We start from the raw sequence: 25,000 nt of genomic DNA, 5'->3' as shown, positions 1-25,000 counted from the left end.
ATTATCAGGGGCGGTTTTTCTTTTTTCTGCGCTTGGTCTTATTCTCCCGCCGGATCACGGCGTCCTTGCCTTGTTTCCTTGCAATTTTCGAGTATTCCTCCAAAAACTGGCGTTCCCGCAAGGTCAAGCTGCTACCATGCTCCTGCTTGCCGCACAGATGGTCATACATCTGGCGCTGCAATTTCTTGTGGATGGTTTTCCGCAGCTTGCGGATGTTGCGGTCAGACTGCCCACGCACAGCGGCAAGCCGGGTGGTGCTGTACAGCCGCAAAGAGAGAAAATACAAAACTTCCTTATGTTCCTCACTCAGTTCTTCCACCATGCGGGAAACAAAGGCGTCGGCGGTCAGGTTGTGCATCTCATAGGGGCAGTCAAACAGGATGTCCAGAAAGTTCCCGGCCATCAGCTGCCGGTATGTGGGGTTGTTCATCCATCGGGGAATGAGTTTCGGTTCCGGCACCGCCTGATATTCCAGCGGCACATCCCCACGGAGGTTTTCATGGTCCCGTTCCCGGCGCTCCCGGTTCCGGTCCAGCTTGTTCCATTCCTCCACCACGGCCCGGAAATCCTTTTCGGTGCGGGCTGCTTCCTCCAGCCGCCGTATGGCCTCGGCCCGCATCTCCCGTTTCAGCCGTTTATCACTGACCGGGGCAGCTTCTTCTTCCTCGTCCTCCAGCTCTGCTTCATAGTCGATGGGATGCTCGTCCTGCTCCAGCTCACTTTCCAGCTCGGCCAGACGTTCTTCCGCAAGCGCCTGTTCCAGCGTTTCTTCCGCCCCAGCGTCCCATCCGGTGAAGCCACCCTCGGTATCCAGAAGCTCGTCATCAGACAGATACGCCATGCCCCCACCTCTTTTCAAAAAAATATTTTTCGATTTTTCAAAAATGGTTCCGTTTTGCACCCCGGATTTCTCCTATTAGTGAAAGAGTAATCTGAAAACAAGTTACTTGGGTTACATCGGCTCGTTCACGCAGGAGAAAGGGGGATTTCGCCATGTTCAGGCATGACACAAAAAAGAAGTAACACAATCGCAGGTTACAGGCAACGGAACTATAACAACAGTATACACCGGATGCGCCGAAAGCGCAAGAAAGAGAGGTTCTATGGCAGATAAAAACGCCGTGTTTCTGACCCGGCACATTGGCAACACCACCTATAAAGTTCGTGTCTACCTCAGCGAAACCGCCGAGGAAACGATGGAAGATAAAATTCTGCGGCTGATCCGCAATGACGGGCTGGCAAACCAGCCGGAATGTGGTATAATGGAACTGCCACAAATGAGCCGTCCGTCTGAAAGGAGCGCCTGATATGGCAAACAGACAGACGGAAGAAAAAATCACTGCGCTCTATGAGCGCCTGTCCCGTGACGATGACCTCACGGGTGACTCGAACTCCATTCTGAACCAGAAACGTTATCTCGAAAGCTATGCAGCACAGCGGGGCTACACCAATATCGTCCACTACACAGACGATGGGTGGTCCGGTGGCAACTTTGACCGTCCTGCATGGAAGCGCCTTGTGGCGGACATCGAGGCGGGCAAGGTGGCCCATCTGCTGTGTAAGGACCTAAGTCGGATCGGCAGAAACTACCTGCAAACCGGCTTTTACACCGAGGTAATGTTCCGGCAGAATGGGGTTCATTTTGTTGCTGTCGCCAATAACATCGACAGCGAGGAACAGGACAGCGGCGAGTTTGCGCCCTTTCTCAATATCATGAATGAATGGTATCTGCGTGACCAGTCCAAAAAGGTTTCGGCAGCATACCGTGTCAAGGGCAAGGCGGGCAAGCCAACCACCAACAACGCCATCTATGGCTACAAAAAAGACCCAGAGGACAAGGACTACTGGCTGGTGGACGAGGAAGCCGCCGCCGTGGTGCGGCGGATCTTCCGGCTTGCGGTGGAGGGGCACGGCCCCCATGAGATTGCCAAGATACTCACACAGGAAAAGGTGGAGTGCCCCGCCTATTATCTGGCTCGCAACGGCAGAGGCAGCCGTAAGAACACCGTGGACACCAGCCGCCCCTATGACTGGTACGGCTTCACGGTCAGTTCTATGCTGACCAAGCCGGAGTATATGGGGCACACCGTGAATTTCCGTTCCTCCAAAAAGTCCTACCGGGATAAGCGGGTAAAAAATGACCCGTCCGACTGGCTGATTTTTGAGAACACCCACGAGGCCATCGTTGACCCGGAAACCTGGCAGCTCGCCCAGCAGGTGAAACGGACGGTGCGCCGGACAGATACCACCGGCGTTGCCAATCCCCTGACCGGCCTTGTGTTCTGTGCCGACTGCGGAGCCAAGATGTATAACCACCGGGGCAAACGCAAAAAGGACGGGCGGGAGTATGGAACCGACTTTTATAACTGCTCCACCTACACCCTGACCTTTGAGCGGGAAACCCAGATGTGTTTTTCCCACACCGTTAGCACCAAAGCCCTGAACGCTCTGATTCTGGAAACCATCCGCACTACCGCCAGCTATGCCATCCAGAACAAGGAAGAGTTTATTCAGAAAGTTCGCAGCATTTCACAGGTTCGCCAGCAGGAAGCGGCCAAGGAGCTGAAACGCAAGGTCGCCAAGGAGCGCAAGCGCAGCGCCGAGCTGGATGTGCTGATTAAAAAGCTATACGAAACCTATGCCATGGGCAAGTTGGAGGAAAAACGGTTCGAGCTGCTGTGTGCCGAATATGAGAAGGAACAGGCCGAGCTGGAACAACTGCTTGCCTCCGAGCAGGCACAGCTGGACCAATTCCATGAGGACACGGACCGTGCCAGCCACTTTCTGGCGCTGGCACAGAAATATACGGATTTCACCGAGCTGACCGCCCCTATGATCCATGAATTTGTGGAGAAAATTCTGGTTCATGCCCCGGACAGAAGCACCGGGGAACGGGTGCAGGAAATTGAGATTTATCTGAATTTCATCGGGAAATTCGAAGTGCCCATGCCCGAACCCACCGAGGAAGAACTGGCTGCGGAGGAAAAGCGCCGTCAGAAGCGTATCCGTGACCATGAAAAATACCTGCGCCAGAAGGAACGCAAACAGAAGATTGCTGAGGGGCTGATCGTTCCGGGCGAACCGTATCAGCTGGTGTGCCAGTGCTGCGGAGCGCCGTTCCAGTCTGTCCGCCCCAACGCTAAATTCTGCAAACCCGCCTGCCGGGAGAAGTTCTACCGGCAGGAAAAGCGGAAAGCCAAAGAAACGGAAACATCACAAACTGCATAAGGACTGTGGCCTGCCCAAATAAACCGGGCAGGCCGCTTTTTTTATGCCCTGAAACGGAGGGATTTTTTATGACACTCTTTGAACTGGTAAAACAGAATATTTGTGTGCCGGATGCGGCGGAACACTATGGGCTGCAAGTCAACCGAAACGGGATGTGCAGCTGTCCGTTCCATGAGGACCGGCACCCCAGCATGAAGCTGAACGAACGGTATTTTTACTGCTTCGGCTGCGGAGCCACCGGCGATGTGATTGACTTTGTGGCGAGGTTATTTGACCTGAGCAGCTACGAGGCAGCGCAGAAGCTGGCACAGGATTTTGGGATTGGCCCGGACAAGCCCCCTGCGGCAGCGGTCCTGCCCAAACCGGAGCGTCCCCTGCTGACAGCATACCGGCAGGAAGAAGTGCGCTGTCTGCGGGTGCTGTGTGATTATCTGCATCTTCTGGAAAGCTGGAAGGTGCAGTACGCACCCAAGACACTGGAAGATGTTCTGGATGACCGGTTTGTGGAAGCCTGCCAGATGCTGGACTATGTGGAGTATCTGGCAGATTTGCTCATTGCCGCCGAACTGGAACAGCGGATAAGAATCGTAGAAATGCTGAACAAGGATGGACTGATTGCCGGTTTGGAGGAACGGCTGGGCAGGCTGAAAAAGGAGGACGATGCCCATGAAAAACAAAGCGCAGCTTGACGGGATGCCCGTCTGGTTTGATGGAAAAAGCATCAACGAAGCCCTGTTTTGTGAGGAGTTCTTGCAGACGCACAAGATCATCTTCACAAACGGGGCTTTTTTCACGCCCGAAGGTCGTGTGACCGATGAACTACCCCTGCGGGGAGAGATTTTTGAGGAACTGAAATGCTGTGCGGTCAGCAATATTCCCCGTAAAATCAGCAACATTGTGGAGCTGATGAAGCTGGCAGCACTGGTGGAGGATTTTCCCCCGGAGCCAGACCGGATTCATCTTTCCAACGGGACGCTTTTTCTGGACGGAACCTTTGCGGAGGGAAAGCCGAAAATCGTCCGCAACCGCTTCCCTGTGGCCTACAACCCCAACGCCCCAAAGCCTGTTCTCTGGCTGCAATTTCTGGATGGCCTGCTCTACCCGGAGGACATCCCCACCTTGCAGGAATATATCGGCTACTGCCTGATTCCCAGCAACAAGGGACAACGGATGATGGTCATTAAGGGCAGCGGCGGCGAGGGCAAGTCGCAGATCGGCGCTGTTCTGGGAACTTTGTTCGGCTCCAACATGAAGGATGGCAGCATCGGGAAAATATCCGAGAACCGTTTTGCCCGTGCTGACCTGGAACATATCCTCCTGTGCGTGGACGACGATATGCGGATGGAAGCCCTGCGCCAGACCAACTATGTGAAATCCATTGTCACCGCCCAGGGCAAGATGGATTTGGAGCGCAAGGGCAAGCAGAGCTATCAGGGATGGATGTGCGCCCGGCTACTGGCCTTCTCCAACGGGGATTTGCAGGCGCTGTTTGACCGGAGCGACGGGTTTTATCGCCGCCAGCTGGTGCTGACCACGAAAGAAAAACCGGCTGGCCGTGTGGATGATCCTGACCTTGCCGAGAAGATGAAAGCCGAGGTGGAGGGTATTCTGCTGTGGGCTTTTGAGGGATTGCAGCGGCTGGCCGCCAACAACTTCAAGTTCACCGAAAGCGACCGCACCAGAGAAAACCGGGAGGCAGTCAAGCGGGACAATAACAATGTCTATGATTTTCTGGATTCTGACGGGTATGTTCGCCGGAAAGCGGATCTATCTGCCAGCTCCAAAGAACTGTACGAGGCATACCAGATTTACTGCACCGAAAACAACCTGCCTGCCCTGAAGCCACGCAGCTTCAGCGAAGCCCTGATTGCCTGCCAGAGCCGCTATAATCTGGAATACTGCAACAATGTGACCAACGCAGCCGGACGGCGGGTGCGTGGATTTCTGGGAATTGAGGTATTGGTGAGAAATCATATATCAGTGTTTTCCGGTGATTCGATGCGTACGTACGTACCGGAAGATGTGCCGGAGGAATGGCGGCGTTAATACTGGGGCCCCAGCGGAACCCTGTAAAGCGGTTCCGTTGGGGAAAGGACGAGCAGCGGAACGAGTGAGCTTTCGGCTTTGGCCGGAAGCGAAGGATGTGGAGCTTGTGAGGACGCTGTACGTACGTACGCTTTGATTGACCCTTGTTCTCCCTTTTATAGCAACTCGGCGGCTATGTCAGTCAGAATCACCGGTCAAATCCCCATGCTAAATCAAGGCAAGTGGGAATCGGAAAGTAATTGACGGTTGAAAAAAATCATTTTGCGAAACCGTGCTTCTTACCCCGGTGAACCGGGTGCATGGAATCATGGGGAAATGCACGGTTTCAAGCCAAGTCACACGAATGGGAAAGTCGGAAGGTGCGGCTTATGGACAGGACATCACACCGGCAATTCTGAACGGATTTGGTTACAAGGGGATTTTTCACGACACAGCGAAGCGGTTATGCCAGAAGGCGTGCCGACTTCGCTTTTTTATCAAGAAAATTTAGGAGGATTTTTGATGATGACGGTACGCAATGAGATTAAGGCACAGATCGTCCGGGCGGGATACACCATGCAGGAGGTAGTTGACCGGCTCCATGAGGAATACGACTGGTCGGACAGCGTTTCCAACCTGTCGGCCAAGCTCCAGCGGGAATCCATCCGCTACAAGGAGGTTGTGGAACTGGCCGATGTGCTGGGCTATGACCTGATCTGGCAGAAACGGAGGTAATCCCATGACAAGTGAAGAAAAGAAACTGTTGCAGGCAAAGCACCGCTTGGAGGAAGCCCAGGCACGGGACCGGGTGAAGGAGCGAAAAGCCCGGACAAGGCGGCTCATTCAGGAGGGCGCTGTACTGGAAAAAGTGCTGCCGGAAGTACAGGCGGTAGGGCTTGATAATCTGGAAGAGTACCTGCGGCGAAAGCTGGCAGGACACGATTGAAAACTGCTGGGAGGTCTCCGGGAAACCGGGGGCCTTCCTCTTTTTTATCCCGAAGGGCGCACTTACTCACCACCTGCTAAAGCAGGCGGTGGTAGCCCTCCCGTTGGTCGGGCACGTGCGCTCTCCGAGGGGGATTGCGGCTCCTGCGGGAGCCGCTGGACAAGGCTGCATTTCTGCCAAACTGCCAGCCTTGCCCATGCAGTCGACGCAGGGGTTTCCGTTTTGGAAGCCCCTGTTCATGGGGTGGTATATTGCCACCCCATCCCGCCGTCTGCCTGTGTCAACCTGCCACCGGCAGCTTGACACAGATACAGGGGTGGAACGAATCGTTCCGCCCCTGCTGGTGGTGCGTCGTATTTCACGACGCACTGAGCGAAAACAAGGGTGCCCTGTTTCGGGGCACCCCTTTCAGAAAGGACAAGGTGATTTATGGCGATTTATCATTTGGAGGCCAAGATGGTCAGCCGTGGAGCCGGGCGCTCCGCTGTGGCTGCTGCGGCCTATCTGAGCTGTTCCCGGATGCTCAACGAGTATGACGGGGTGCAGCACGACTACACCCGCAAACAGGGCCTTGGGTGGCGGCAGGTTTTTCTGCCAGCCACGGCCCCCGCAGAGTGGCAGGATCGGGAAACCCTGTGGAACGCCGTGGAGGAAACCGAAACAGCAAAGGACAGTCGCCTCGCCCGTGAATTTGTGGCGGCGCTGCCCATAGAACTGAGCCGGGAGGAACAAATCCAGCTCCTGCAAGATTTCATCAAGGAGCAATTTGTGGCAGACGGAATGTGCGCCGATGCTGCCATCCATGACCCGTATCCTCCCGGACACAATCCCCATGCCCATATCCTGCTGACGGTGCGCCCGCTGGATGAAAAGGGAAAATGGCAGTACAAGACTGAGAAAGAATATCTCTGTGTCAAAGACGGCGAGGAACGGGGCTTTACCGCCGCTGAGTTCAAACAGGCGCAGGCCGACGGCTGGGAAAAACAGTACCAGTACAAAGTGGGCAAAAAGAAGGTGTATATGGCCCCGTCCGCAGCGCAGGCGCAGGATTATGAACGGGTATCCAAGTATCCCAAAAGTACCAAATATGGCAGACAGAATCCCATCACGGAACGCTGGAACAGCGATGAGCAACTTGTTCTGTGGCGGGCTGCATGGGCAGATGTGGCAAACCGCCATCTGGAGCGCACCGGACATGAGGAACGCATCGACCACCGCAGCCATGCCGAGCGTGGTCTGCTGGAGCGGCCCACGGTCCATGAGGGTGTGGTTGCCAGAGCCATGGAGAAAAAGGGTATCATCTCTGACCGGTGCGAGCTGAACCGGCAGATCAAGACCGACAATGCCCTGCTCCGGGAGCTGAGGGGACAGGTCAAAAAGCTGGCCCAGGCAGTCAAAAATACCCTCCCGGCACTTGCCGAGGCCATGGAGAATCTGCGTAAAAATCTGCTGCTGTTCTGCTATCAGCTGGGGTATCTCCGCAAGGGCAAGGAACGCCTGAACACTTCGCTGAATACGCTGCGCCCTGCCCTCACACAGTACAATCAGCTGGCAAAGGACATCCGAGATAAGACGAAGGAGCGCCGCAGCCTGCTTACCGAGAAAAAGGCGCTCTCTGCTGTCCATGTATTCCGACACCGGGAGCTGGCCGCAAAAATTGCGGCACTGACAGAGGATTTGGAAGAATTGCGTTCTGAGAAAAATCTGCTTCTGGCGTCGCTGGCATATACCGAGGAAGATGCCGCCGATAAATTTCCTAAAGACATCGCTGCCATGGAGCAGAGCCTGAAACGGCTGGAAGAACAGGAACAGAAATATTCCGCCGAGTTGGACGCTGCCCTGAACGAGTATGCCGGGCTTCGGGAGCAGGCCCAGGGCTTCGACCCAGTGCAGCTGTATGAAGCAAGACAGGCCATCCGCCCCGGCAAAGAACAGGAAGCGGAGAACCAGGCACAGCAGGTTTACGTTGAGAAGTACAGCCCACTTCTGATGTTTGACAGTAAAAAGGCGGTGTCCCGGATGCTGGACGAGGATGCAGAGCGGCTGGCCGTGCGGAGAATGGTGCGCCAGACGCAGAAGGAGCAGCAGATTTCCAACAAGGGAAAGCGCAAGAATCAAGGACGAGATGTGAGATAAAAAGCTCTTTCTATCTCTGTCAAATGCGCTTGCGCAGCTCCGTCCAACTGGTTGCAGTCTCCAGCTCCACACCTGCGTCCAGTGCTTTGAAATGCTCCTTGCCGCAGTGGATTTTTAGCTGCTCACTGGTTTTCAGGTGCATAAAGCTGGTGTCACCCTTGGTTTCCAGGACGAAGTACAGCTTTTCCTCACCGTTCTTATTCAGATACACAGCCCAGTCGGGGTTGTACGTGCCAATGGGGGTTTCAATTTTGAAGCGGCTGGGAATCTTGAAGAACATCTTCACATCCGGGTCGTTGTCCAGGGCCACCGCCACCGGCTTCTCTACCGTGGAGCTGTCGTAAACCACATAGTCATAGACGCTGTGTTCCACCTTTACGGCGTTTCGATCCAGGTTAGCAAGCAACTCCGTGGTGTCGAAGATTTCCTGCACATAATATTCCTGGCCATCCAGCTTCACATAACGGATACCGTCGATAGCCAAGGCGTGGCGGTGGCTGCGGATTAGCTCTACGGCTTGCTCCAGAAATGCCTCCGGATTGTTGAGGAAATCGCCACACCGTCCGCTCTCTACCAGAATCCGATTGACGGTAGCCGGGGTCAACAGCGTTTCATCGCTGATGGCGGTGATGATGTCCGGCAGGGCCTGATAATCGTTGGCAATCTCCATCGTCCGCATTTCCCGTTCCATGTGGCTGATCCCGGACTGCTGGATGTGAATATCGGCAGTCTGGGACACCAGACGGGTTTTGGGGATATGGGGCATTTCCTGAAAGGCTTTGACGCAGTTCTTCACCAGCTGCTCTGTGTCAATGCTCACCCGGTAGGCGGTTTTCTGCTTGATCTTGCTCCACAGCTCCAGGAACTCCGGGGAGAGCATGACCTGTTTGTTGAGCCGTACCACCACATCACGGGAGGCATCCCGCACCGGGGGCTTCCGGTCGGCATTGGCGATAATCTGCTCAAAACGCTCTCTGGCAGCTTCATATTTTTTCGGCAGGTCAAGGGTTCCGTTCTTCAAAGCGTTCTTCATGGTATCCTTGACCTTACCGGTGCTGGTGATATACCCCTTCTGCTCAAAATGCTCCAGCAGCTCCGTAGCTTCCTCGTGGGTGACGGTATGTTCCTCTACGGTAGTGATTGTACTGGTGATTCCAATAATTGCCTCTGCTGCCTGTTCAGCGGTCGCACCGTTTTTAATTTGGCGCATGACTTCCGTTACGGGGCTGGGCGGTTCGGTGATTTTCCCTGATTCCAATTCCGCTGTAATTTTTTCTTCCGCTGCCGTCATTTCGGGGTCGGCCATCCATTTGTCAATGGAGCCGTCGTCCATCCAGGTTTTTACCAGCTCGTGGGCCTCTTCTCTGTCAATCGTATGCTCACGGGTAACTTCTTCCTGATAGGTCATCCCAGCAAACAAACTGAGCTGGAGTACACCAAACTTGACGCCAGTTTCGTCCTCGATCTCTTTCTGGAGGGTGGAAGCAAACTCGGAAAAGCTCTCGTTGGCCATGACGTGAAGGACATTGATATTCTTGTCCTCGATGCGTTCACCGTCCTGGTTCACGCACAGGCGCAGGCCACGGCCCACCTTCTGGCGGCAGGTAAAGGTGGACTTCTGCTCGATCAGGGTGCAGACCTGAAACACGTTGGGGTTGTCCCAGCCTTCCCGCAGCGCCGAGTGGGAGAAAATAAACCGCAGCGGACACTCAAAGCTGAGAAGCCACTCCTTGTCCCGCATGATGGTGTTGTAGGTGTCATCGTCGGCCTGGGTGTCGCCCTTGGTGTCCTTCAGGCGTCCTTTCTTGTCCTGAGAGAAGTAGCCGTTATGTACCTTGCTCACATCTGTGGTGAATCGCTCTCGGAGGAGCGCATACTTGGGCTTTGCGATCAGCTCCTGATAGCACTCCTCAAACATAGTGGCGTAGATGCCGGGTGTGCCGTCCTCGTGGCGGTACTTGTCCACCTTATCGATGAAGAACAGGGACAGTACCTTGATCCCCTTGTCCAGATACCGCAGCTCTTTGTCAAGGTGGGTTTCGATGGTGCGCCGGATTTGCGCCTTCTTGACGATGTTCTCGTCCACGTCTCCAATGGCCTTGCCCAGCTTGACCTCCTGGGTATTGCCAAACTCGATATGTTCAAAATCGGGAGTGCAGTCAATTCCGGTAACGGTGTAGCCTTCGTACAGTTCCCGCCCGCCGGACAGCAGGAATAAATCGTCGCCCGGCTTGACAGTCATGGCCTTGCGGGTCACGGCTCCGGTCTTGCCCTTCACATCCAGTTCCACTCTGGCCTTAAAGCCCTTGTCGTTGCTGACGGAAAGCAGCCGCACATAGGCTTGATTGAAGCCACCGGCAACCTGATTGGAGGATACGGCGATCTGCTTGACCAGCCCCATCTGGTAGGCGTCTACCGGAGTCAGGCGGTAAAGCAGATTGATTTTTTCTCGGTGGGTGGCGGAGTACCGCAGCACACACAGGGGATTGAGCGTGGCAATGGCTTCCTTGGCCTTGGGGGTGTTGTCTACGCTCTGGGGTTCATCGATGATAACGATAGGGTGTGTGTTCTGAATAAAGCCCATAGCCGTTTCACCGTTGAGCCGATCCTGCGCTTGATTGATGATGTTCTCCGCTTTCTTGAAAGCGTCGATGTTAATAATCATCACTTCGATATTGGAACTGGTGGCAAATTGCCGCACGTCGGACAGCTTGGCAGAGTTGTAGATGAAGTACCGGCATGGCACGTTGTCGTATTGCAGGCCGAAATGCTCCTGCGTGACCTGAAAGGATTTGTAGACGCCCTCCCGGATGGCCACCGACGGCACCACGATAACAAACTTGGTGAATCCGTACTTGCGGTTCAGCTCAAAGATGGTCTTGGTGTAGACGTAGGTCTTGCCGGTGCCAGTTTCCATCTCAATACAGAACTGGCAGCCTTCCGCTGTGGGGGTCAGGGGCAGGTTATTCCGCTTCTGGACGGTGTGCATATTGGCGGTCAATGTTTCCTGGTCAATGTAGAGAGCATTGCCCTGGCCCAGCTCATTTAAGAAATTGGTCTGGGCTTCCTCCATGACGGAGAAGGTGCTCCGTGTTTTCTCCTGGCCGGCAAACAAATCCACCACAGCGTTGACTGCATCCATTTGGAAGGCTTGATTCTTGAATTTCAGTTTCATGCCTGTTCACCTCTTAAATAACCGCAGGAACAGGGTATAGTTCCATAAGAGATTATCTGCTTCAATGGAGTGCTGAATATTGATAATCTCATATTTGATTCCAACAATATTTTTGCTGTCCATGTAGAGCTTGAGATTTTTATAGCTCTGCACAACATCAAGTTGATTTAGTATCCCATTGTCAAGCACCTGATCTATTTTTGAAGTTAAGTTCCGATATATGTCTTGATTTCCTGTTTCACAATACAGGGCTGCTCGTTCGTAGGCGGTTTTTAGTGCTAATAGTGCATCTTTGCGTATGTCAATCTGCATTTTTCGCACACCAACAATAATTACTTCGTATATCGTAAAGCAAAAAGCAATCCGCTCAATCCAAAGCCACAAAGTATTACCGCTGGAGATAGGGGAAATGAATGTAGAAAGACAAGCAAGTAAAAATGGAATACCAATGTATTCGATTGTTCCAAGTAAGCAATGTACAATGGTTTTTGTGATTACATGAAACCATTTTAGAGTGTTATTCATATCTTTCTCACACCAGTTTCAGCTCAATCCCATGATCCCGCAGGATATAGTAGGCATTAGCCATAGCGGTATCGTCAGCAAAGCTGTCACGGGAGATGATGATTTTTGCCGGGGCATATTCGGTCATCTGCTCCACGTCCTCGGGCTGCACATCCTCGGCCAGACAGACCAGCAGCAGGCAGTCATCGCCCACGCCATAGACAGTCTTGTTATTGATGGAGAACGGTGTCACGGAGTAGGTCAGCGGCACACCCAGTTTGAGCATGATTTCATAAATCATATCCAGGTCGGTGCGCTCCGGCTTCACCCGATGAATCATGCTGTTCATCCGCCGATACAGCAGGTCGAGCTGCTCGTCCTCAATGGGGGTGGCGTCCCAGGTTTCCAGATTGGAGGTGTCCAGCTTGAAAACACGGAAGCCCACATCCAGTTTTGCTGCCATTTCTTTTTTTGCATTGATTACCTCTGGACTTTCTTCCCACTCCGCATAAGCAAATCCTTCAAGTGAATCATGCTGATCTTGATGGCGTTTCATTGCACGAACAAACAAACCGGAACTTTCAAGCGCATCTTTTAGCATTTTACCAGCCCGCCGGATTCGCTCCTTACCGATCTCGCAGATATTCTTGTACCCGGTCTTGTATGCCTCGCTCTTTTCGTCGCACAGTTCGGGAAGCTGTACCAGAATAAAGCGCCGATTTCCACCGTCCTCAGCGTTGAGCTGCATCACTGCATGGGCGGTAGTAGCAGAACCGGAGAAGAAGTCAAGGATGATGTCATCCGTGTTAGACACTTGGGAAACTAATTGCTTAATAACCTCGACTGGCTTTGGAAAATCAAATAAATACTTATTAAACAATCCTCCAATTTCCTTGGTTGCAGTATTTGTATAAACGCCAGTGCTGAAAACAGATGAAAAACCAGGAAGATTGTCTGACAGCTCGTTCAAAAATGATTTTTTGCGCGGCCGCCCATCTGGGTTGTCGGGCCAAATAATCCTGCCCTCTTGAATGAGCCGATTCATGGTATTTCGATCATATCGCCAGCCTTTTTCGGGGCATCCGTAGTTTCTTCCATCTGCCGGATTGATTAAATCATAGTGCAAATTTGGACGAGCATCGGCAGTAGCAAGTCCTACCATGTTAGCACTTGTCCAAGGGCCACGGGGGTCATTGTCAGGATTCTTATATTGTTCTGTTTTTCTGTCGGTTCCACGGAATACCCGGTGTCCGAATTGCTTTGTATAACACACTACATACTCGTGGTCTATTGAAACACCGGTAATGTTTCGATTATCTTTGTTCTGCCTACTCTGCCATATAAACTGCGCCACAAAATTTTCTTCACCAAAAATCTCGTTGCATAGTTTTTTAAGATTATCTATCTCAACATCATCAATAGAGATAAAAATCACACCATCATCCCGCAGGAGATTTGCCGCCAGCCTCAGACGGGGGTACATCATATTGAGCCAGTTGGTGTGGTAGCGGCCCATGGTTTCCGGGTTGCTCTTGGTGGTCTGCTGGGTTACTTCCTTGTACCGTGCCATGGGATCGGCAAAATCATCGGCATAGACAAAATCGTTGCCGGTATTGTAAGGCGGGTCGATGTAAATCATCTTCACCTTGCGGTAATAAGCCGTTTGCAGCAGCTTCAAGACCTCCAGGTTGTCACCCTCGATGTAAAGGTTTTGGGTGGTGTCCCAATCTACGCTTTCCTCTGGACAGGGACGCAGAGTGCCGGTGGAACGCTTCTGGGCCAGCCGCAGGCAGTCCGCTTTGCCCTTCCACTCAAACTTGTACTTCTCAAAATCGTTGTCGATGTACTCGCCGCACAGAGAAAGCAGCTTGTCAATGTCCAGCTTGCCCTCGCTGACGCACTCCGGGAACACCGAGCGCAGCTTGTCCAGGTTGGTTTGTTCTATGTTCATGGATAAACCATCAATCAGATTGTTCATGCTGATTCTCCTCTTGCATTTCTTTCCTTATTGCTGCCTCTAAACGGTCAAACATTGCTGCATCCCGCTTATTTAGTTTCTTCATAACAATTACCATTACGATAATTACAGCTACTACAATCAAGCACAGTAGAACTAAAAACGGCAAAATACTCACAGGATTTTCTTTACGTGTAAGAATGATCTGATTAGAGGGATTATTGATTAAATTTAACTCGCTGATCCCCTCTAAGCGATAATCGAAGTTAATAAGAGGGATACCTCCATCACTTATTATATCAACCGTAAACATTTCTCCTGGATTAAGCAAAAAATTATCAATGGTCAGTTTCTGATTGCTAAAACTACTATTTTCGACGACTTCTTCCCTGATATACTGATTGGAGCAATCGCCTATATTAACCGATAATATCTCGTCTGTTTCCCCAAAAGCAATAATAAATGGCCGCAAAAAGTCACTATTTGTTATTGGGTAAGCTCCAGTATTTTGAATTACAATCGAAGTTATGCACGGTTTTGAAACCTCACGTTCTCCGTACAATAATTTCAAGTTACTATCGTTTCCCAGCATCAGTACAAGACTTTTGCTATTTGTCGTTATACAACTAAGCTCTTTCTGCGGAAGTGTCACAGGCTGTTTGGAAATCCAGATTGTAAGGCAGATGCTTCCGATAGCCACAAGAAAACTGATTATATTAAAAGCAACCGAATATTTGTTGTAAAAATCAGTTATTTTCTTTCGCATTCTTATCAATCACCACCACAAATTCTCTCTGCACCCTTGCCGTCAGCTTTTCTTTGTCGGCAAAAGATTTCATTTTTTCTTCCAGCTCCATATCCAGCCGCATGGCGTCAAAGAACTGGCTCTCCTGGTGCTTCATATATTCCTGCCGAAGCTGGTTGATTTTCTTCTGTGCAGCCAGACGTTTCAGCCGGTCGCCGGTGACGGCCTCCAGCTCCGCTTGCGCCTGCTGTACCTGGCTGTCCAGGGTGTTCAGTTCTCGGCTCAATGCCGCCTTATCAGCGGACACTTGCTGCTTCATCCGCTCCATTTCCTCGGCCTGGGCAGGCGAAAGGCGCTCCAGTTGCTCCGCCATCATCTTATCACTCGGCACCAGCCGATCCAGCGGGTGGGGGCGGCTGGTTCCTTTTAACCAGTGGGGGGATCTCCGCTCATCCTCCGTGCTGCTCTCCACCGGCAAGTCAAAGATGCTGCGGCAAGCTGCATCGTCCAGGGCCTTGCCGCTATCCGTCAAACCGCACAGTACGGCGTGTTCTGTGCGGCTGGAGCCTGAAACCAGGGTGACAGTATAAAGGGCTATCTGGCACGGCGCCTGCACCGTCGGGATGGTCAGCACTCCCTCGTTGGCACACTCCAGCTCGTGGAGAATCCCACGGCCTATGATACTGGACAGGGTAATCTGTCCGGCCTTGGGTTTGAAGTCTTTTGCCATGCCGTACATCTTCTGGCTGCGATAGGGCCGGTTCCGGCTCCCCGTCCAGTAGTAGAACAGCACCGGCAGTTCCCGGTACTCCGTGGCCGTGATCGTACGGTTGAATTCGTCAATCACAAAACGGCAATCATCGTTCTTTTCATTATAACGAGTAAAAAACCATTTGGTAATTTCCCAGAGGTCGTTGTTCAGCTCCTGTCCACGGCGATTCACATACTTGGGATTGATCTTCACCTTGTCGGCCAGTTCCTTGGTGAAGGTGGTAAACAGAATATCCTCCGCTGCGGAGACGGTCTGCCGGTTATCTTCCTCGTGGGTACTCAGGGTGTGGCGGTATGCCTGCTCAATCTGCGCCCTGGGCCGCAACCGCTGGGCAATGACCGGAAAGGCTGCTTTTACATCATCTGTAAAACCGCCCAGCACGTCATCGGTAATACCAAAGACACCGTCTGTCACCAGCATCCGCTTGTTGACCAGCTCCAGCTTGCGAACATCGGCAAAGTTGTTCTTGTCGATGAAGGCCACTGACAGCACATCGTTTTCCTGACCCAGCCGGTGGCAGCGGTCGATACGCTGCTCCAGCTTTAAGGTGTTGTACAGCAAGTCGTAGTGGATGATGAAAGCAGCCTCCTCCAGATTGAAGCCCTTGGCACCGTTATCGGTAGAAATCAGCACCTCGCCATCCTCCTTGAACTGGTGGATCACGGAGTAATCGGCGCTGCCGTTGTAGGCCAGAGTGCGGTACCGGCCAGAAAGAAGATTCTGGAGCATCTTCTGGGTTTCCACGCTCTCGGTGAAGATAACCGCTTTCTGTTTGGCTCCCGTTTTCTTCATAAGGGAAAATCCCTGTTTGAGAACGGTCAGCAGCTCACCGGCCTTGGCATCCTGGGGAATGCTTTCGGCTACGGTTTGAATCTCTTGCCATTGGCTTAGTTCGTCCGCTGCGTTTTCCAGCCCCTGGAGCCGCTTGACGATACCTTTGATGGTTTGCAAAATTGCCGCCGTAGAGGAACCCAACAGGCCAAGTAACCGCAGAGCCAGGTCATATTGGTTCATTTCGGGAAAGGCTCTCTTTTCCGTCTGGTTGATGTAGGCGTACAGCAGCTCATAGAGCTGCCGCTCTGCCTTGCCGGGGGTGTACTCCACGGTCAGCAGCACACGTTCCGTCACCTTGGCGTAGTGCTTGGCCTGGGAACGGAGGGTACGGAAACAATAGCGGCTGACCTGTTCGCTGAGTTCCGGGTAGTTCTCTGGTCGGCGCAGATACCGGGCCAGAAACTCTTTTTCTCCCGGCAGCAGCGTTTCGTCGATGAACCAGATCAGACCGTATAAGTCCATGATGTTCTTTTCAATGGGAGTGCCGGTCAGCAGCAGCTTGAAAGAATCACCGGCGATCCGCTTGAGGGCCTTGGCCTGCTTGTTGTCCTCCTGGTAGACCGGGGACAGGGCGTTAGCCTCTTCAAATACCGTCAAGTCCCAGTTGACCACCTTTGCAGCCTCCTCGTTGTCGGCGGCAAAGTCGTAGGTGGTTACGACTATGGCATCCTGGATAAAGGCGTTGGGATGGTCGGGGGCGCTGTGGGCCTGCCATTCTTTGCGGCTGGTCAAAACCACATAGGGAACGGTATAGAATCGATCCAGCATTTCCGTCCACTGGTGCAGCAGGTCGGCATTGGGAATAACCAGCAGAATCCGGCTGCATCCCTCCAGCCACTTTTGATTGATGACCAGCATGGCCTCGTGGCTCTTGCCCATACCGGCTTCATCGCACAGGACAGCACCTTTCTGATAGGGGGAACGCAGGGCAAAGCTGGCCGCTGCAATTTGGAACGGATAGATTTCAATGTCCGATGATGCAAAGACCGGAATAAACTGTTCTGCTTCCGGCAGTTGTTCCAAAAGCCGGGCCTTGTAATAGGCATGAAACGGTGTTTGCGGCATGGCAATTCCCCCCTTTTTCTTTTATTTACACTCCTTTTTATTATGGCAGATATTGACGAAAAACGCAACGACGATTGATTCCTTTATTTAAGGGGAAAATGTCATTTTCAAAATAAAGACCACAGTCAGTGCCGGACTGATTGTGGTCAAAAAGCATTATAAAAATGTGATATTGTTTATGCCTTAATTCGTTGCTGAATGGTAAAACACCCTTGACAAATCTCTTTCCAAAAGCTTCTCTTGGAGAAGTACTCAGCTGAGAAAGGCTTCACCAATACGCTTTTCCTATACGATGACGGCTACTCGGGGACGAACTTTGCTGGGGTTAGATAGCGATACTTTTTACATCTACCATGTTGCGGCGGTCATGGTTGACAACTTGCGTCGGCTCCTGCTCGGTATCAACCTGTCCGACAAAGCTATAATGGATTTCGATTTTCCGGGTGTTGGTTTCCCGGTCTAATTCATGTATCAAAATACGGTCGATAAACTCATGGACGTTTTCATAGGTCAATTCCTGTATGTCGCTGTATTTCCCGACAATCTGAATAAACCTTGATATATCCCTTTTTCGCTCGGTAACGGTTGCGATCTGCTGTTGTAACTCGTCTATCCTTGCGGCAAGGGATTTCTTTTCGTCCTCATAGCCGGAAGTTAGAAACACAAACCGTTCATCTGTCAGTCTGCCTAATGCGTTGTCCTCATACAGCTTGCGGAAAAGCGTGTCAAGTTCGGTCATACGCGCCTGTGCTTTGAAAAGTTCCTTTTGCTGCTGCGCTAATGCCTTTCTCGCTTCCATGTCGCCGTACTCGGTAGCTTTACAGATAAAGTCCTGTTCGTGTTCCTTAACATACCGCAAAACCCGCCGCATATCTTCCAGCACTAAATCAAGAAGTACGTTTTTGCGGATATAATGAGAGGTACACTCGCTGCCTGTCCTTGCCCTGTTGCGCCATGCGCCGCAAGAATAGGAAAACTTGCGCGGCTCGATATTTACGCCCTGTTGGTAATACATCTTATGTCTGCAACCAGCGCAAAACAGCAAGCCGGAAAAAATATCAATCTCCGCTGCTTTTGTCGGGCGGTGGCGGGTAGCAATCCGCTTTTGCGCAAGTTCAAAGGTTTCCTCGTCAACAAGCGGCTCATGGGTGTTTGGGAAGAAATAGCGTTGTTCTTCTTCGTTCTTCCGGGTCTTTTTCGACTTGTAGGATACCTTGTGAGTTTTCGCGGTTATGGTATGCCCTAAATATTCCTGCCTTGCTAATATGTCATAGAGCGTTTTGTCCGGCCAAGTATAGGGGGCGATCATTGCCCGCTGATACCGCGCCTGTCCTGTACGCTGATAGCGCAACGCTCCAATCGTCAAGACTTTGTTTTCCGCAAGCCATTTTTGGATTTCGCACATACGCACGCCGCTAACAAACATAGCGAAAACCTGTTTGACAATCGGCGCGGTTTCCGGGTCGGGTATAAGGTGGTGGCGGTTGTTCGGGTCTGGGATATAGCCGTATGGATATTCCCCGTTGACGCGCTCGCCTTTTTGCGCCTGTGCCTGTTTAACTGCGCGGATTTTCTTGCTTGTGTCGCGGGCGTAAAACTCGTTAAACCAGTTCCGCAAGGGGGTAAACTCGTTATCCTCCCGCGCTGTGTCAACTCCGTCGTTGATCGCGATATAGCGTACTCCGTTTTCGGGAAATACAATCTCTATGAGTTCGCCCGTTTTCAGATAGTTTCTGCCAAGACGGGAAAGGTCTTTGGTAATGACCGTCGCCACTCGTCCGGCTTCCACTTCCTGCAACATCGCTTGCAGCCCCTCGCGCTCAAAACTCACGCCGGAAAATCCGTCGTCCACAAAAAACTTTGTGTTCAAAAAATGGTGTTCGTCCGCATAGCGTTGAAGTATCATTTTTTGGTGCTGTATGCTTCCGCTTTCTCCGGCTTGCATATCCTCTTGACTTAAACGGCAGTAAAGGGCGGTGATTTTATTCGACTGTAACATTAGTCCTCCTTTCCGACAGCCGAATAAACAGGTATAATGTGTTGCTATCATTATACCATATCCCGCCGCCTAATGCACTACTCGGACGCTAAAAATCCCGGATTTCCGGGCTTTTTCTGCAAATCCTTTACAATGAGTTTCTCAATCTTTTTATGGATTGTATCGGTTGCCTTTTCACTCGGCAACGCTTGAACAAGATAGGTGATTTTCCCTATTTTGCGTTCGGTTGTAATTGTCTGTTTTTTATCCATTAGAAAAACCTCCTTTTCCTGTATGGATAAACTATATTCGTCAAAAGGCAAAAACGGGCGGTTGTTAGCTGCAACCTCACGGGAGTTTCACCCCGGCCCATGCTTATGGGTGCGCCGCGCAATACTTTGAGGGTGTTCAACGCGGGAGTATCATTGTGCCGCCTTGTATGTCGTCGCCCACAAGCTGCTAAACCTGTTTTACAGCGCGGTAGTTCTCGCTCGGCTTTTCCCCTATGGGGAAAAGCTGTCATGGCGTACCCGCCGACTGGCTCGGTACAGACGGAATGTACCCGTTTGCCTGTTATGCTGCGCACCAAAGGCCGCTTTCTTTGTCAAAGAACAATAGGCTTTGTCGGCCTGCAAAAGCACATCAACAGCGGATATGCTTTTGCGGAACGACAAATAGCCCATAACGGGAAGCGTGGAAAGGGGACACGCTCCCCGCATGGGCTAAAAGATTATCCTACATGAAAAGCAAGGGTGCGGGTAATAAGGCGCACTTGCAGCCTGTTACGCATTTCCTCGTCCACATAGGAATAGGTATTGCCCGCGTCGTCTTTCAGCGTGCGGGTACAAAGTTTCGCTATGTAACCCTCGTAGTGCTTCAAGATCGCGCACATGGCGGTTGTGTCGCCGTTTGCCGCTGCGGAAATGACAGGGAACGGCAACAGATTTTCAGACTTCCTAACGGTATTCATCATCTGCTTTTCCCTCCAAATACTGTTTGATTTTCGCAAGCGCGGATTTCCTGTGCCGGAAAACCGTCGTGCGTACAACATTCAGCAGTTCGCCAATTTCCGCGTCGCTCATATCCAAGAAGTAGGACAAAAGGATAATGTCGCGTTTCCTTTCGGGCAAAGCGTTAAGGGCTTCGGCAAGCAGTTCATTTTTGACGAGTACATCAAAGCCGGACACTTGAAAACGGAAATAATCGCTTTCGTATTCGTCCGTTGTGAAAAGCTGCGCGAGTTCGCTTTCGCTCAAATCCGAAAAAGTAACTTCGCGTGCTGCGCGTTTCGCAAGAGTGCGGCGGTGGCTTTTCGCTTCGCCGACCAAAGTTTTCTTTGCTAATGCGTCGTACTGATGTTGTATTCTTTCCTTGTCGGAAGAAGATAGCTCCATAGAGTTCACCTCCTTCCCGCGTGGAGTAGAGGACGGGAGTTAAGGGCTTGTCCTCTCTGCCCCTTTCGCTCCGTACCCGTTCGGGAGATGGCTCTTGAGTGCGCTTTTCAGAAAAAAGTTGAAAAAAGCAAAATGCGCCCGTCCGCAAGACGCGGACGGGCGCAAAGGAAATGTAAGCAGTAGCTAAATGTATTGACAGTTCACATTCATAGCCGGAATATCCCGCTTGCGGAGCATAGCTTTTTTTGACCGCAAAGCATTAGGCGGGTTACAGTAAATAAAAATGGACACGGCGATACCTCCCCGATACCGCCGTATCCTTAAAAAAGGGCGACTTTAATACACTACCCGCAATCCATTCTATAATAGGGAACAGCGGCTTTTGCGCAATATTAAATAAAAAAGCCGATAACACATAGGTTTTTTGACCTAATGCGTTATCGGCTCTGCGTCTATGCGTCTGGCACTTTTAATCATTTTTTTTTGAATTTATTATATGTGTTAGCTAACTGTCCACAAGCCGCGTTAATCTCTCTGCCATGAGAAACTCTCATAGTAACTTCAAGTCCTGCTTGCTCTAATTGATGTTTGAATGCAACTATTTCCCGTTTCTGTGGTGCTTTAATTCTTGAATTGCTTGTTGGGTTGTATTGTAACACGTTAATCATAACTTTTTTGCCCCGAAACCATTTTGCAAGTTGTCTTACATCTGAGGGCCGGTCATTTATACCCGGTAAAAGCAAATACGCAAAGACAATTTTGCGATTATGCCTTTCAGAATAGGATAAGGCTTGCTTAACAACATCTTCAATAGCATATATGCGCATGTGAGGAATAATACGATTTCTTGCAGATTGTGTTGCTGCGTGTAAAGATATTGTCAACTGAATTTTAAGATGTTCCTCGCGCAATTTTTTTAATTGATCGACCGGACCAACTGTTGATATGGTAATGCCGTCGGTTGGAAAGTTGAGCCCATATCTATCTCGGAGAATATGGATTGCTTTTATCAAGTTGTCATAATTGAATAAAGGCTCTCCCATACCCATAAAAACGATACGGTTTACTTTTCGACGCAACAATATAATCTGTTGTACGATTTCTGACGATGTTAGATTACGAACAAAGCCATTTCGCCCGGACTCACAAAAAATACAACCAACAGGACAACCGACTTGTGTGCTCACGCAAACAGTTCCACCATCTCGCCGCTTGATAAAAACCGTTTCAATGTATTTGTTGTCTTTCAGTTCGTAAACATACTTTTCAGTATCACTGCTTTTGCAAATATTTTTTACCAACATTGATAGATTTTTTTTGCGTGGTAATTGCTTATATAATTCTTCATATAAGGCTTTTGCTTCATTCTCGCCAATAACTTCCGACATTTCTTTGTAAGTAAATCCGTATGGATCATTCCGTACTTCCGCAGGCGTATATTTAGGTAAACGTTTCATTTTTATATCCTTTCTTCTAAATAATAAAAGTTTGTTTTTCTGTATTTTTGATTACAATCTCTAATTTTTCTACATCAATGATATGCGTCAATTTGCATTTAGGGCAGAAAAGAGGAAAATCTTTTAATACAGTATTATGAAATACTTGAACTCTCGTCTTTCCGTTACAAATCGGACATTTTATCCAATATTTTTTAAGCATTATATTTCACTCGTCCTTTTTACACAAAAAAATGCAGGTCAATCCTCAACATGAGCATTGACCTGCATTTATAATGCACAGAGCAGTACAACAAAACTAAGGCATAGCTTGCACTATGTCTATACTATATCTATACGTCGTTAGTTTTTTGTATAGCATCCGCAAAATAAGCATGACAAAAAAGCCCATGTTGAAAATGGGAAAATCCTTTTTTTCAATGCTTATCTAATACGCATGCTATGCAACATAAACGCCGCCTCCTTTTACATAAATTTCATTTTATCAGAAAATCAGTCTACTGTCAATACACAACAGGAAGTATTTAACCTAATGATATGAATTGTGTGGACATATCCAAAAAGAAAGGTGAACTGTAAAATGTAACAGGGTGAATGAAAATGGCAAAAAGACCCGTACCATTGTACGACTTTAAGGCTTTCGGGGCAGCTATAAAAGCCGCGAGAAATGAATACGGCGAGAGCCGCAAAAAGGTAAGCGACGAGTTATATATTTCCCCGCGCTACCTTGCGAATATCGAGAACAAGGGACAACAGCCGAGTTTACAGGTATTCTATGACCTTGTAACCCGGTATCATATTTCGGTAGATCAATTTTTCTTCCCGAACAGCAATGCGGAGAAATCCACCGGGCGGCGGCAGCTTGACGCGCTGCTGGACGGTATGAGCGATAAAGGCATACGGATTGTAACCGCAACAGCAAGGGAGATAACGGAAGTCGAAAAAGCAGAGGATTAACCTCACAATATGAGAAATCGGGAGATTGCAGCGCATGGCGGCTGCAATCTTTTTTTGCGTCCAAAATCAAAGGAACGCGCAACAAATACCGCCTTTCGGTGGGGGTATGGAGTAGATAGCAAGCACAGCAAACGAGTACCCGTTTGCGGAAAATGCTTGTTGGGATAATCCCAAACCCTTATACCGAAAGGCGGTGCGGAAATGGAAAACCGAAAGAGAAATATACAGATGAAGTTTTACGTTACGGAAGAAGAAAAGCGGCTGATCGACGAGAAGATGAAGCAGCTTCCCATAAAGCAGTATGGGGCATACTTCCGTAAAATGGCGATAGACGGGTATATTCTTGTCGTTGACCGAAGCGACACAAAAGCATATATCCGGGAACTGCAAGCGGTGAGCCGGAACATCAACCAAATTGCAAAACGCGCCAATGCGACGGGGACGGTTTACAGGCAGGATATAGAGGACATTAAAAAGGCGGTGGACGAGATATGGCGGTTACAAAGACGCACCCTATTAAATCAACCTTAAAGGCTGCGATAGACTATATCTTAAATCCCGAAAAGACAGACGGGAAGCTGCTTGCGTCCTCTTTCGGCTGCGGGCTGGAAACCGCCGATATTGAGTTTGCATGGACGCGGGAAGCTGCCGGAGATCGCGGCACACATTTAGGGCGGCACTTGATACAATCCTTTGCGGTGGGAGAAACCACACCGGAAGAAGCGCACAAAATCGGCATGGAACTTGCCGGGGCGGTATTAGGCGGCAAGTATGAGTTTGTTTTGACAACTCACGTCGATAAAGACCATCTGCATAATCACTTGATTTTCAACGCGGTTAGCTTCGTTGACTACAAAAAGTACCATTCCAACAAGCAAAGCTATCACTTTATCCGGCGCACCAGCGACAGGATATGTAAAGAGCATGGGCTATCCGTCGTCGTACCGGGACAGGACAAGGGAAAAAGCTATGCAGAATACACCGCCGAAAAGCAAGGGACAAGCTACAAAGCAAAGCTGAAAACGGCGATAGATACTCTCATTCCCCAAGTGAAAGATTTTGACGAACTGCTGCGCCGCTTGCAGGAAATGGGGTATGAAATCAAACAGGGCAAATACATTTCCTTTCGCGCTGCCGGACAGGAACGGTTTACCCGCACAAAGACGCTCGGCGCGGCCTATACGGAAGAAGCGATAAAGGAGCGTATCAAGGGCGTGTATGTTGCCAAAACAAAAACGCTGCGGGAAGATAAGAAAATCCGGCTTGTCGTCGATCTTGAAAACAGTATCAAAGCCCAACAGTCGGCGGGCTATGAACGGTGGGCAAAAATCCATAATCTGAAACAGGCTGCTAAAAGCATGAACTTCCTAACCGAAAACAAGATTGAGTATTATAGCGAACTTGAAAGCAAGATAGCCGATATTATGACCGCTCATGACGCGGCGGCAAAGGCGGTTAAGGAAGTGGAACAGCGTATGTCTGATTTGTCGCTGCTTATCAAGCACACCACCACATACCGACAGTTAAAACCGATTTACGATGAATACCGAAAATCGCCGGACAAGGAAAAGTATCTGCGGGGGCATGAAAGCGAAATTATCCTGTTTGAAGCTGCGGCAAGGGCATTAAAGGAAATGCAGATAAAGAAGCTGCCCGATCTCGCCGCGCTGCGCAAGGAGTATAGAAGCTTAAACGACAGGAAAACCAAATTGTATGAAGATTATCGGCAAGCCAAGAAGCAAATGCAGGAATACGGCGTTGTCAAAAAGAACGTCGATAGTATTCTTTACCCGTCCCAAAGCAGGGCGCGGGAGCAGGAGCGATAAG

At 50.4% G+C, this 25,000-nt stretch carries 22 protein-coding genes; 10 read left to right on the top strand and 12 right to left on the bottom strand.

What is annotated here, in order from left to right; genetic code table 11:
• Positions 1-4 precede the first annotated feature (4 nt).
• A complete protein-coding gene (locus tag BQ5383_RS12725; protein ID WP_071435081.1) occupies positions 5-841 on the bottom strand; it encodes a hypothetical protein in 837 nt (278 codons plus the stop codon).
• A 262-nt stretch (positions 842-1,103) separates the two neighbouring features.
• Here BQ5383_RS12725 and BQ5383_RS12720 point away from each other — a divergent pair, with 262 nt between their 5' ends.
• From BQ5383_RS12720 to mobQ, 7 genes are all read left to right on the top strand, one after another.
• A complete protein-coding gene (locus BQ5383_RS12720; protein WP_007885061.1) occupies positions 1,104-1,307 on the top strand; it encodes a transposon-encoded TnpW family protein in 204 nt (67 codons plus the stop codon).
• 1 nt (position 1,308) lies between these two features.
• Positions 1,309-3,228 (top strand): DUF4368 domain-containing protein, encoded by a 1,920-nt coding sequence (locus BQ5383_RS12715; protein ID WP_071432520.1) that lies wholly within the window; start codon positions 1,309-1,311, stop codon positions 3,226-3,228.
• 68 nt (positions 3,229-3,296) lie between these two features.
• A complete protein-coding gene (locus tag BQ5383_RS12710) occupies positions 3,297-3,917 on the top strand; it encodes a CHC2 zinc finger domain-containing protein (RefSeq protein ID WP_071432518.1) in 621 nt (206 codons plus the stop codon).
• The gene (locus BQ5383_RS12705; protein ID WP_071432516.1) at positions 3,895-5,274 is read left to right on the top strand and encodes a DNA primase family protein; all 1,380 of its coding nucleotides are present in this window, start codon (positions 3,895-3,897) and stop codon (positions 5,272-5,274) included. The genes BQ5383_RS12710 and BQ5383_RS12705 overlap by 23 nt, the downstream gene beginning before the upstream one ends.
• Before the next feature lie 504 nt (positions 5,275-5,778).
• Positions 5,779-5,988, top strand: coding sequence for an LLM class flavin-dependent oxidoreductase (locus tag BQ5383_RS12700; RefSeq protein ID WP_425475198.1), 210 nt, complete (start codon positions 5,779-5,781; stop codon positions 5,986-5,988).
• A gap of 4 nt (positions 5,989-5,992) precedes the next feature.
• On the top strand, positions 5,993-6,199 hold the full coding sequence (locus BQ5383_RS12695) for a hypothetical protein (RefSeq protein ID WP_002596142.1): 207 nt from the start codon (positions 5,993-5,995) through the stop codon (positions 6,197-6,199).
• Positions 6,200-6,628: 429 nt separating this feature from the next.
• Positions 6,629-8,335 (top strand): MobQ family relaxase, encoded by a 1,707-nt coding sequence (gene mobQ, locus BQ5383_RS12690; protein WP_071432512.1) that lies wholly within the window; start codon positions 6,629-6,631, stop codon positions 8,333-8,335.
• Positions 8,336-8,354: 19 nt separating this feature from the next.
• Here the strand turns inward: mobQ and BQ5383_RS12685 are convergent, their stop codons facing one another.
• From BQ5383_RS12685 to BQ5383_RS20135, 11 genes are all read right to left on the bottom strand, one after another.
• On the bottom strand, positions 8,355-11,510 hold the full coding sequence (locus BQ5383_RS12685) for a type III restriction-modification system endonuclease (RefSeq protein WP_009860795.1): 3,156 nt from the start codon (positions 11,508-11,510) through the stop codon (positions 8,355-8,357).
• 6 nt (positions 11,511-11,516) lie between these two features.
• A complete protein-coding gene (locus BQ5383_RS12680; protein ID WP_009860794.1) occupies positions 11,517-12,035 on the bottom strand; it encodes a hypothetical protein in 519 nt (172 codons plus the stop codon).
• A gap of 7 nt (positions 12,036-12,042) precedes the next feature.
• The gene (locus BQ5383_RS12675; protein ID WP_071432510.1) at positions 12,043-13,992 is read right to left on the bottom strand and encodes a site-specific DNA-methyltransferase; all 1,950 of its coding nucleotides are present in this window, start codon (positions 13,990-13,992) and stop codon (positions 12,043-12,045) included.
• Positions 13,976-14,737: a hypothetical protein gene (locus BQ5383_RS12670; protein WP_071432508.1), complete on the bottom strand. Its 762-nt coding sequence runs from the start codon at positions 14,735-14,737 to the stop codon at positions 13,976-13,978. The genes BQ5383_RS12675 and BQ5383_RS12670 overlap by 17 nt, the downstream gene beginning before the upstream one ends.
• Complete coding sequence (locus tag BQ5383_RS12665) at positions 14,718-17,387, bottom strand: SNF2-related protein (RefSeq protein ID WP_235821980.1); 2,670 nt, start codon at positions 17,385-17,387, stop codon at positions 14,718-14,720. Before BQ5383_RS12665 ends, BQ5383_RS12670 begins: the two co-directional genes overlap by 20 nt.
• Before the next feature lie 325 nt (positions 17,388-17,712).
• Positions 17,713-19,386 carry a recombinase family protein gene (locus BQ5383_RS12660; RefSeq protein ID WP_002604471.1) on the bottom strand — a complete coding sequence of 558 codons (1,674 nt, stop codon included), beginning with the start codon at positions 19,384-19,386 and terminating at the stop codon, positions 17,713-17,715.
• Positions 19,387-19,463: 77 nt separating this feature from the next.
• Complete coding sequence (locus BQ5383_RS20145; protein ID WP_002604472.1) at positions 19,464-19,637, bottom strand: transposon-encoded TnpW family protein; 174 nt, start codon at positions 19,635-19,637, stop codon at positions 19,464-19,466.
• A 458-nt stretch (positions 19,638-20,095) separates the two neighbouring features.
• The gene (locus BQ5383_RS12655) at positions 20,096-20,338 is read right to left on the bottom strand and encodes a helix-turn-helix domain-containing protein (RefSeq protein ID WP_002604473.1); all 243 of its coding nucleotides are present in this window, start codon (positions 20,336-20,338) and stop codon (positions 20,096-20,098) included.
• Positions 20,322-20,759, bottom strand: a complete 438-nt coding sequence (locus BQ5383_RS12650; RefSeq protein WP_002604474.1) for a sigma-70 family RNA polymerase sigma factor — start codon at positions 20,757-20,759, stop codon at positions 20,322-20,324. The genes BQ5383_RS12655 and BQ5383_RS12650 overlap by 17 nt, the downstream gene beginning before the upstream one ends.
• Positions 20,760-21,232: 473 nt before the next feature.
• On the bottom strand, positions 21,233-22,216 hold the full coding sequence (gene rlmN / locus BQ5383_RS12645) for a 23S rRNA (adenine(2503)-C(2))-methyltransferase RlmN (RefSeq protein WP_002584956.1): 984 nt from the start codon (positions 22,214-22,216) through the stop codon (positions 21,233-21,235).
• Between the two features lie 16 nt (positions 22,217-22,232).
• Positions 22,233-22,418: a cysteine-rich KTR domain-containing protein gene (locus tag BQ5383_RS20135; RefSeq protein WP_003431289.1), complete on the bottom strand. Its 186-nt coding sequence runs from the start codon at positions 22,416-22,418 to the stop codon at positions 22,233-22,235.
• A 398-nt stretch (positions 22,419-22,816) separates the two neighbouring features.
• Between BQ5383_RS20135 and BQ5383_RS12640 the strand changes: the two genes are divergently transcribed.
• From BQ5383_RS12640 to BQ5383_RS12630, 3 genes are all read left to right on the top strand, one after another.
• On the top strand, positions 22,817-23,173 hold the full coding sequence (locus BQ5383_RS12640; protein ID WP_002584957.1) for a helix-turn-helix transcriptional regulator: 357 nt from the start codon (positions 22,817-22,819) through the stop codon (positions 23,171-23,173).
• Positions 23,174-23,374: 201 nt separating this feature from the next.
• On the top strand, positions 23,375-23,704 hold the full coding sequence (locus BQ5383_RS12635; RefSeq protein WP_002584958.1) for a plasmid mobilization protein: 330 nt from the start codon (positions 23,375-23,377) through the stop codon (positions 23,702-23,704).
• Positions 23,665-24,999 (top strand): relaxase/mobilization nuclease domain-containing protein, encoded by a 1,335-nt coding sequence (locus tag BQ5383_RS12630; protein ID WP_002584959.1) that lies wholly within the window; start codon positions 23,665-23,667, stop codon positions 24,997-24,999. The genes BQ5383_RS12635 and BQ5383_RS12630 overlap by 40 nt, the downstream gene beginning before the upstream one ends.
• Position 25,000 lies beyond the last annotated feature (1 nt).

Source organism: Angelakisella massiliensis (assembly GCF_900104675.1).
GTDB classification, from domain to species: domain Bacteria; phylum Bacillota; class Clostridia; order Oscillospirales; family Ruminococcaceae; genus Angelakisella; species Angelakisella massiliensis.
Note: the sequence above shows the minus strand (reverse complement) of the source record. Positions and strands in the feature narration are given on the sequence as shown.

Coding starts and splice junctions, on each gene's coding strand:
- BQ5383_RS12725 (WP_071435081.1), bottom strand. CDS start 841: ATGGCGTATCTGTCTGATGACGAGCTTCTGGATACCGAGGGTGGCTTC.
- BQ5383_RS12720 (WP_007885061.1), top strand. CDS start 1,104: ATGGCAGATAAAAACGCCGTGTTTCTGACCCGGCACATTGGCAACACC.
- BQ5383_RS12715 (WP_071432520.1), top strand. CDS start 1,309: ATGGCAAACAGACAGACGGAAGAAAAAATCACTGCGCTCTATGAGCGC.
- BQ5383_RS12710 (WP_071432518.1), top strand. CDS start 3,297: ATGACACTCTTTGAACTGGTAAAACAGAATATTTGTGTGCCGGATGCG.
- BQ5383_RS12705 (WP_071432516.1), top strand. CDS start 3,895: ATGAAAAACAAAGCGCAGCTTGACGGGATGCCCGTCTGGTTTGATGGA.
- BQ5383_RS12700 (WP_425475198.1), top strand. CDS start 5,779: ATGACGGTACGCAATGAGATTAAGGCACAGATCGTCCGGGCGGGATAC.
- BQ5383_RS12695 (WP_002596142.1), top strand. CDS start 5,993: ATGACAAGTGAAGAAAAGAAACTGTTGCAGGCAAAGCACCGCTTGGAG.
- mobQ (WP_071432512.1), top strand. CDS start 6,629: ATGGCGATTTATCATTTGGAGGCCAAGATGGTCAGCCGTGGAGCCGGG.
- BQ5383_RS12685 (WP_009860795.1), bottom strand. CDS start 11,510: ATGAAACTGAAATTCAAGAATCAAGCCTTCCAAATGGATGCAGTCAAC.
- BQ5383_RS12680 (WP_009860794.1), bottom strand. CDS start 12,035: ATGAATAACACTCTAAAATGGTTTCATGTAATCACAAAAACCATTGTA.
- BQ5383_RS12675 (WP_071432510.1), bottom strand. CDS start 13,992: ATGAACAATCTGATTGATGGTTTATCCATGAACATAGAACAAACCAAC.
- BQ5383_RS12670 (WP_071432508.1), bottom strand. CDS start 14,737: ATGCGAAAGAAAATAACTGATTTTTACAACAAATATTCGGTTGCTTTT.
- BQ5383_RS12665 (WP_235821980.1), bottom strand. CDS start 17,387: ATGCCGCAAACACCGTTTCATGCCTATTACAAGGCCCGGCTTTTGGAA.
- BQ5383_RS12660 (WP_002604471.1), bottom strand. CDS start 19,386: ATGTTACAGTCGAATAAAATCACCGCCCTTTACTGCCGTTTAAGTCAA.
- BQ5383_RS20145 (WP_002604472.1), bottom strand. CDS start 19,637: ATGGATAAAAAACAGACAATTACAACCGAACGCAAAATAGGGAAAATC.
- BQ5383_RS12655 (WP_002604473.1), bottom strand. CDS start 20,338: ATGATGAATACCGTTAGGAAGTCTGAAAATCTGTTGCCGTTCCCTGTC.
- BQ5383_RS12650 (WP_002604474.1), bottom strand. CDS start 20,759: ATGGAGCTATCTTCTTCCGACAAGGAAAGAATACAACATCAGTACGAC.
- rlmN (WP_002584956.1), bottom strand. CDS start 22,216: ATGAAACGTTTACCTAAATATACGCCTGCGGAAGTACGGAATGATCCA.
- BQ5383_RS20135 (WP_003431289.1), bottom strand. CDS start 22,418: ATGCTTAAAAAATATTGGATAAAATGTCCGATTTGTAACGGAAAGACG.
- BQ5383_RS12640 (WP_002584957.1), top strand. CDS start 22,817: ATGGCAAAAAGACCCGTACCATTGTACGACTTTAAGGCTTTCGGGGCA.
- BQ5383_RS12635 (WP_002584958.1), top strand. CDS start 23,375: ATGGAAAACCGAAAGAGAAATATACAGATGAAGTTTTACGTTACGGAA.
- BQ5383_RS12630 (WP_002584959.1), top strand. CDS start 23,665: ATGGCGGTTACAAAGACGCACCCTATTAAATCAACCTTAAAGGCTGCG.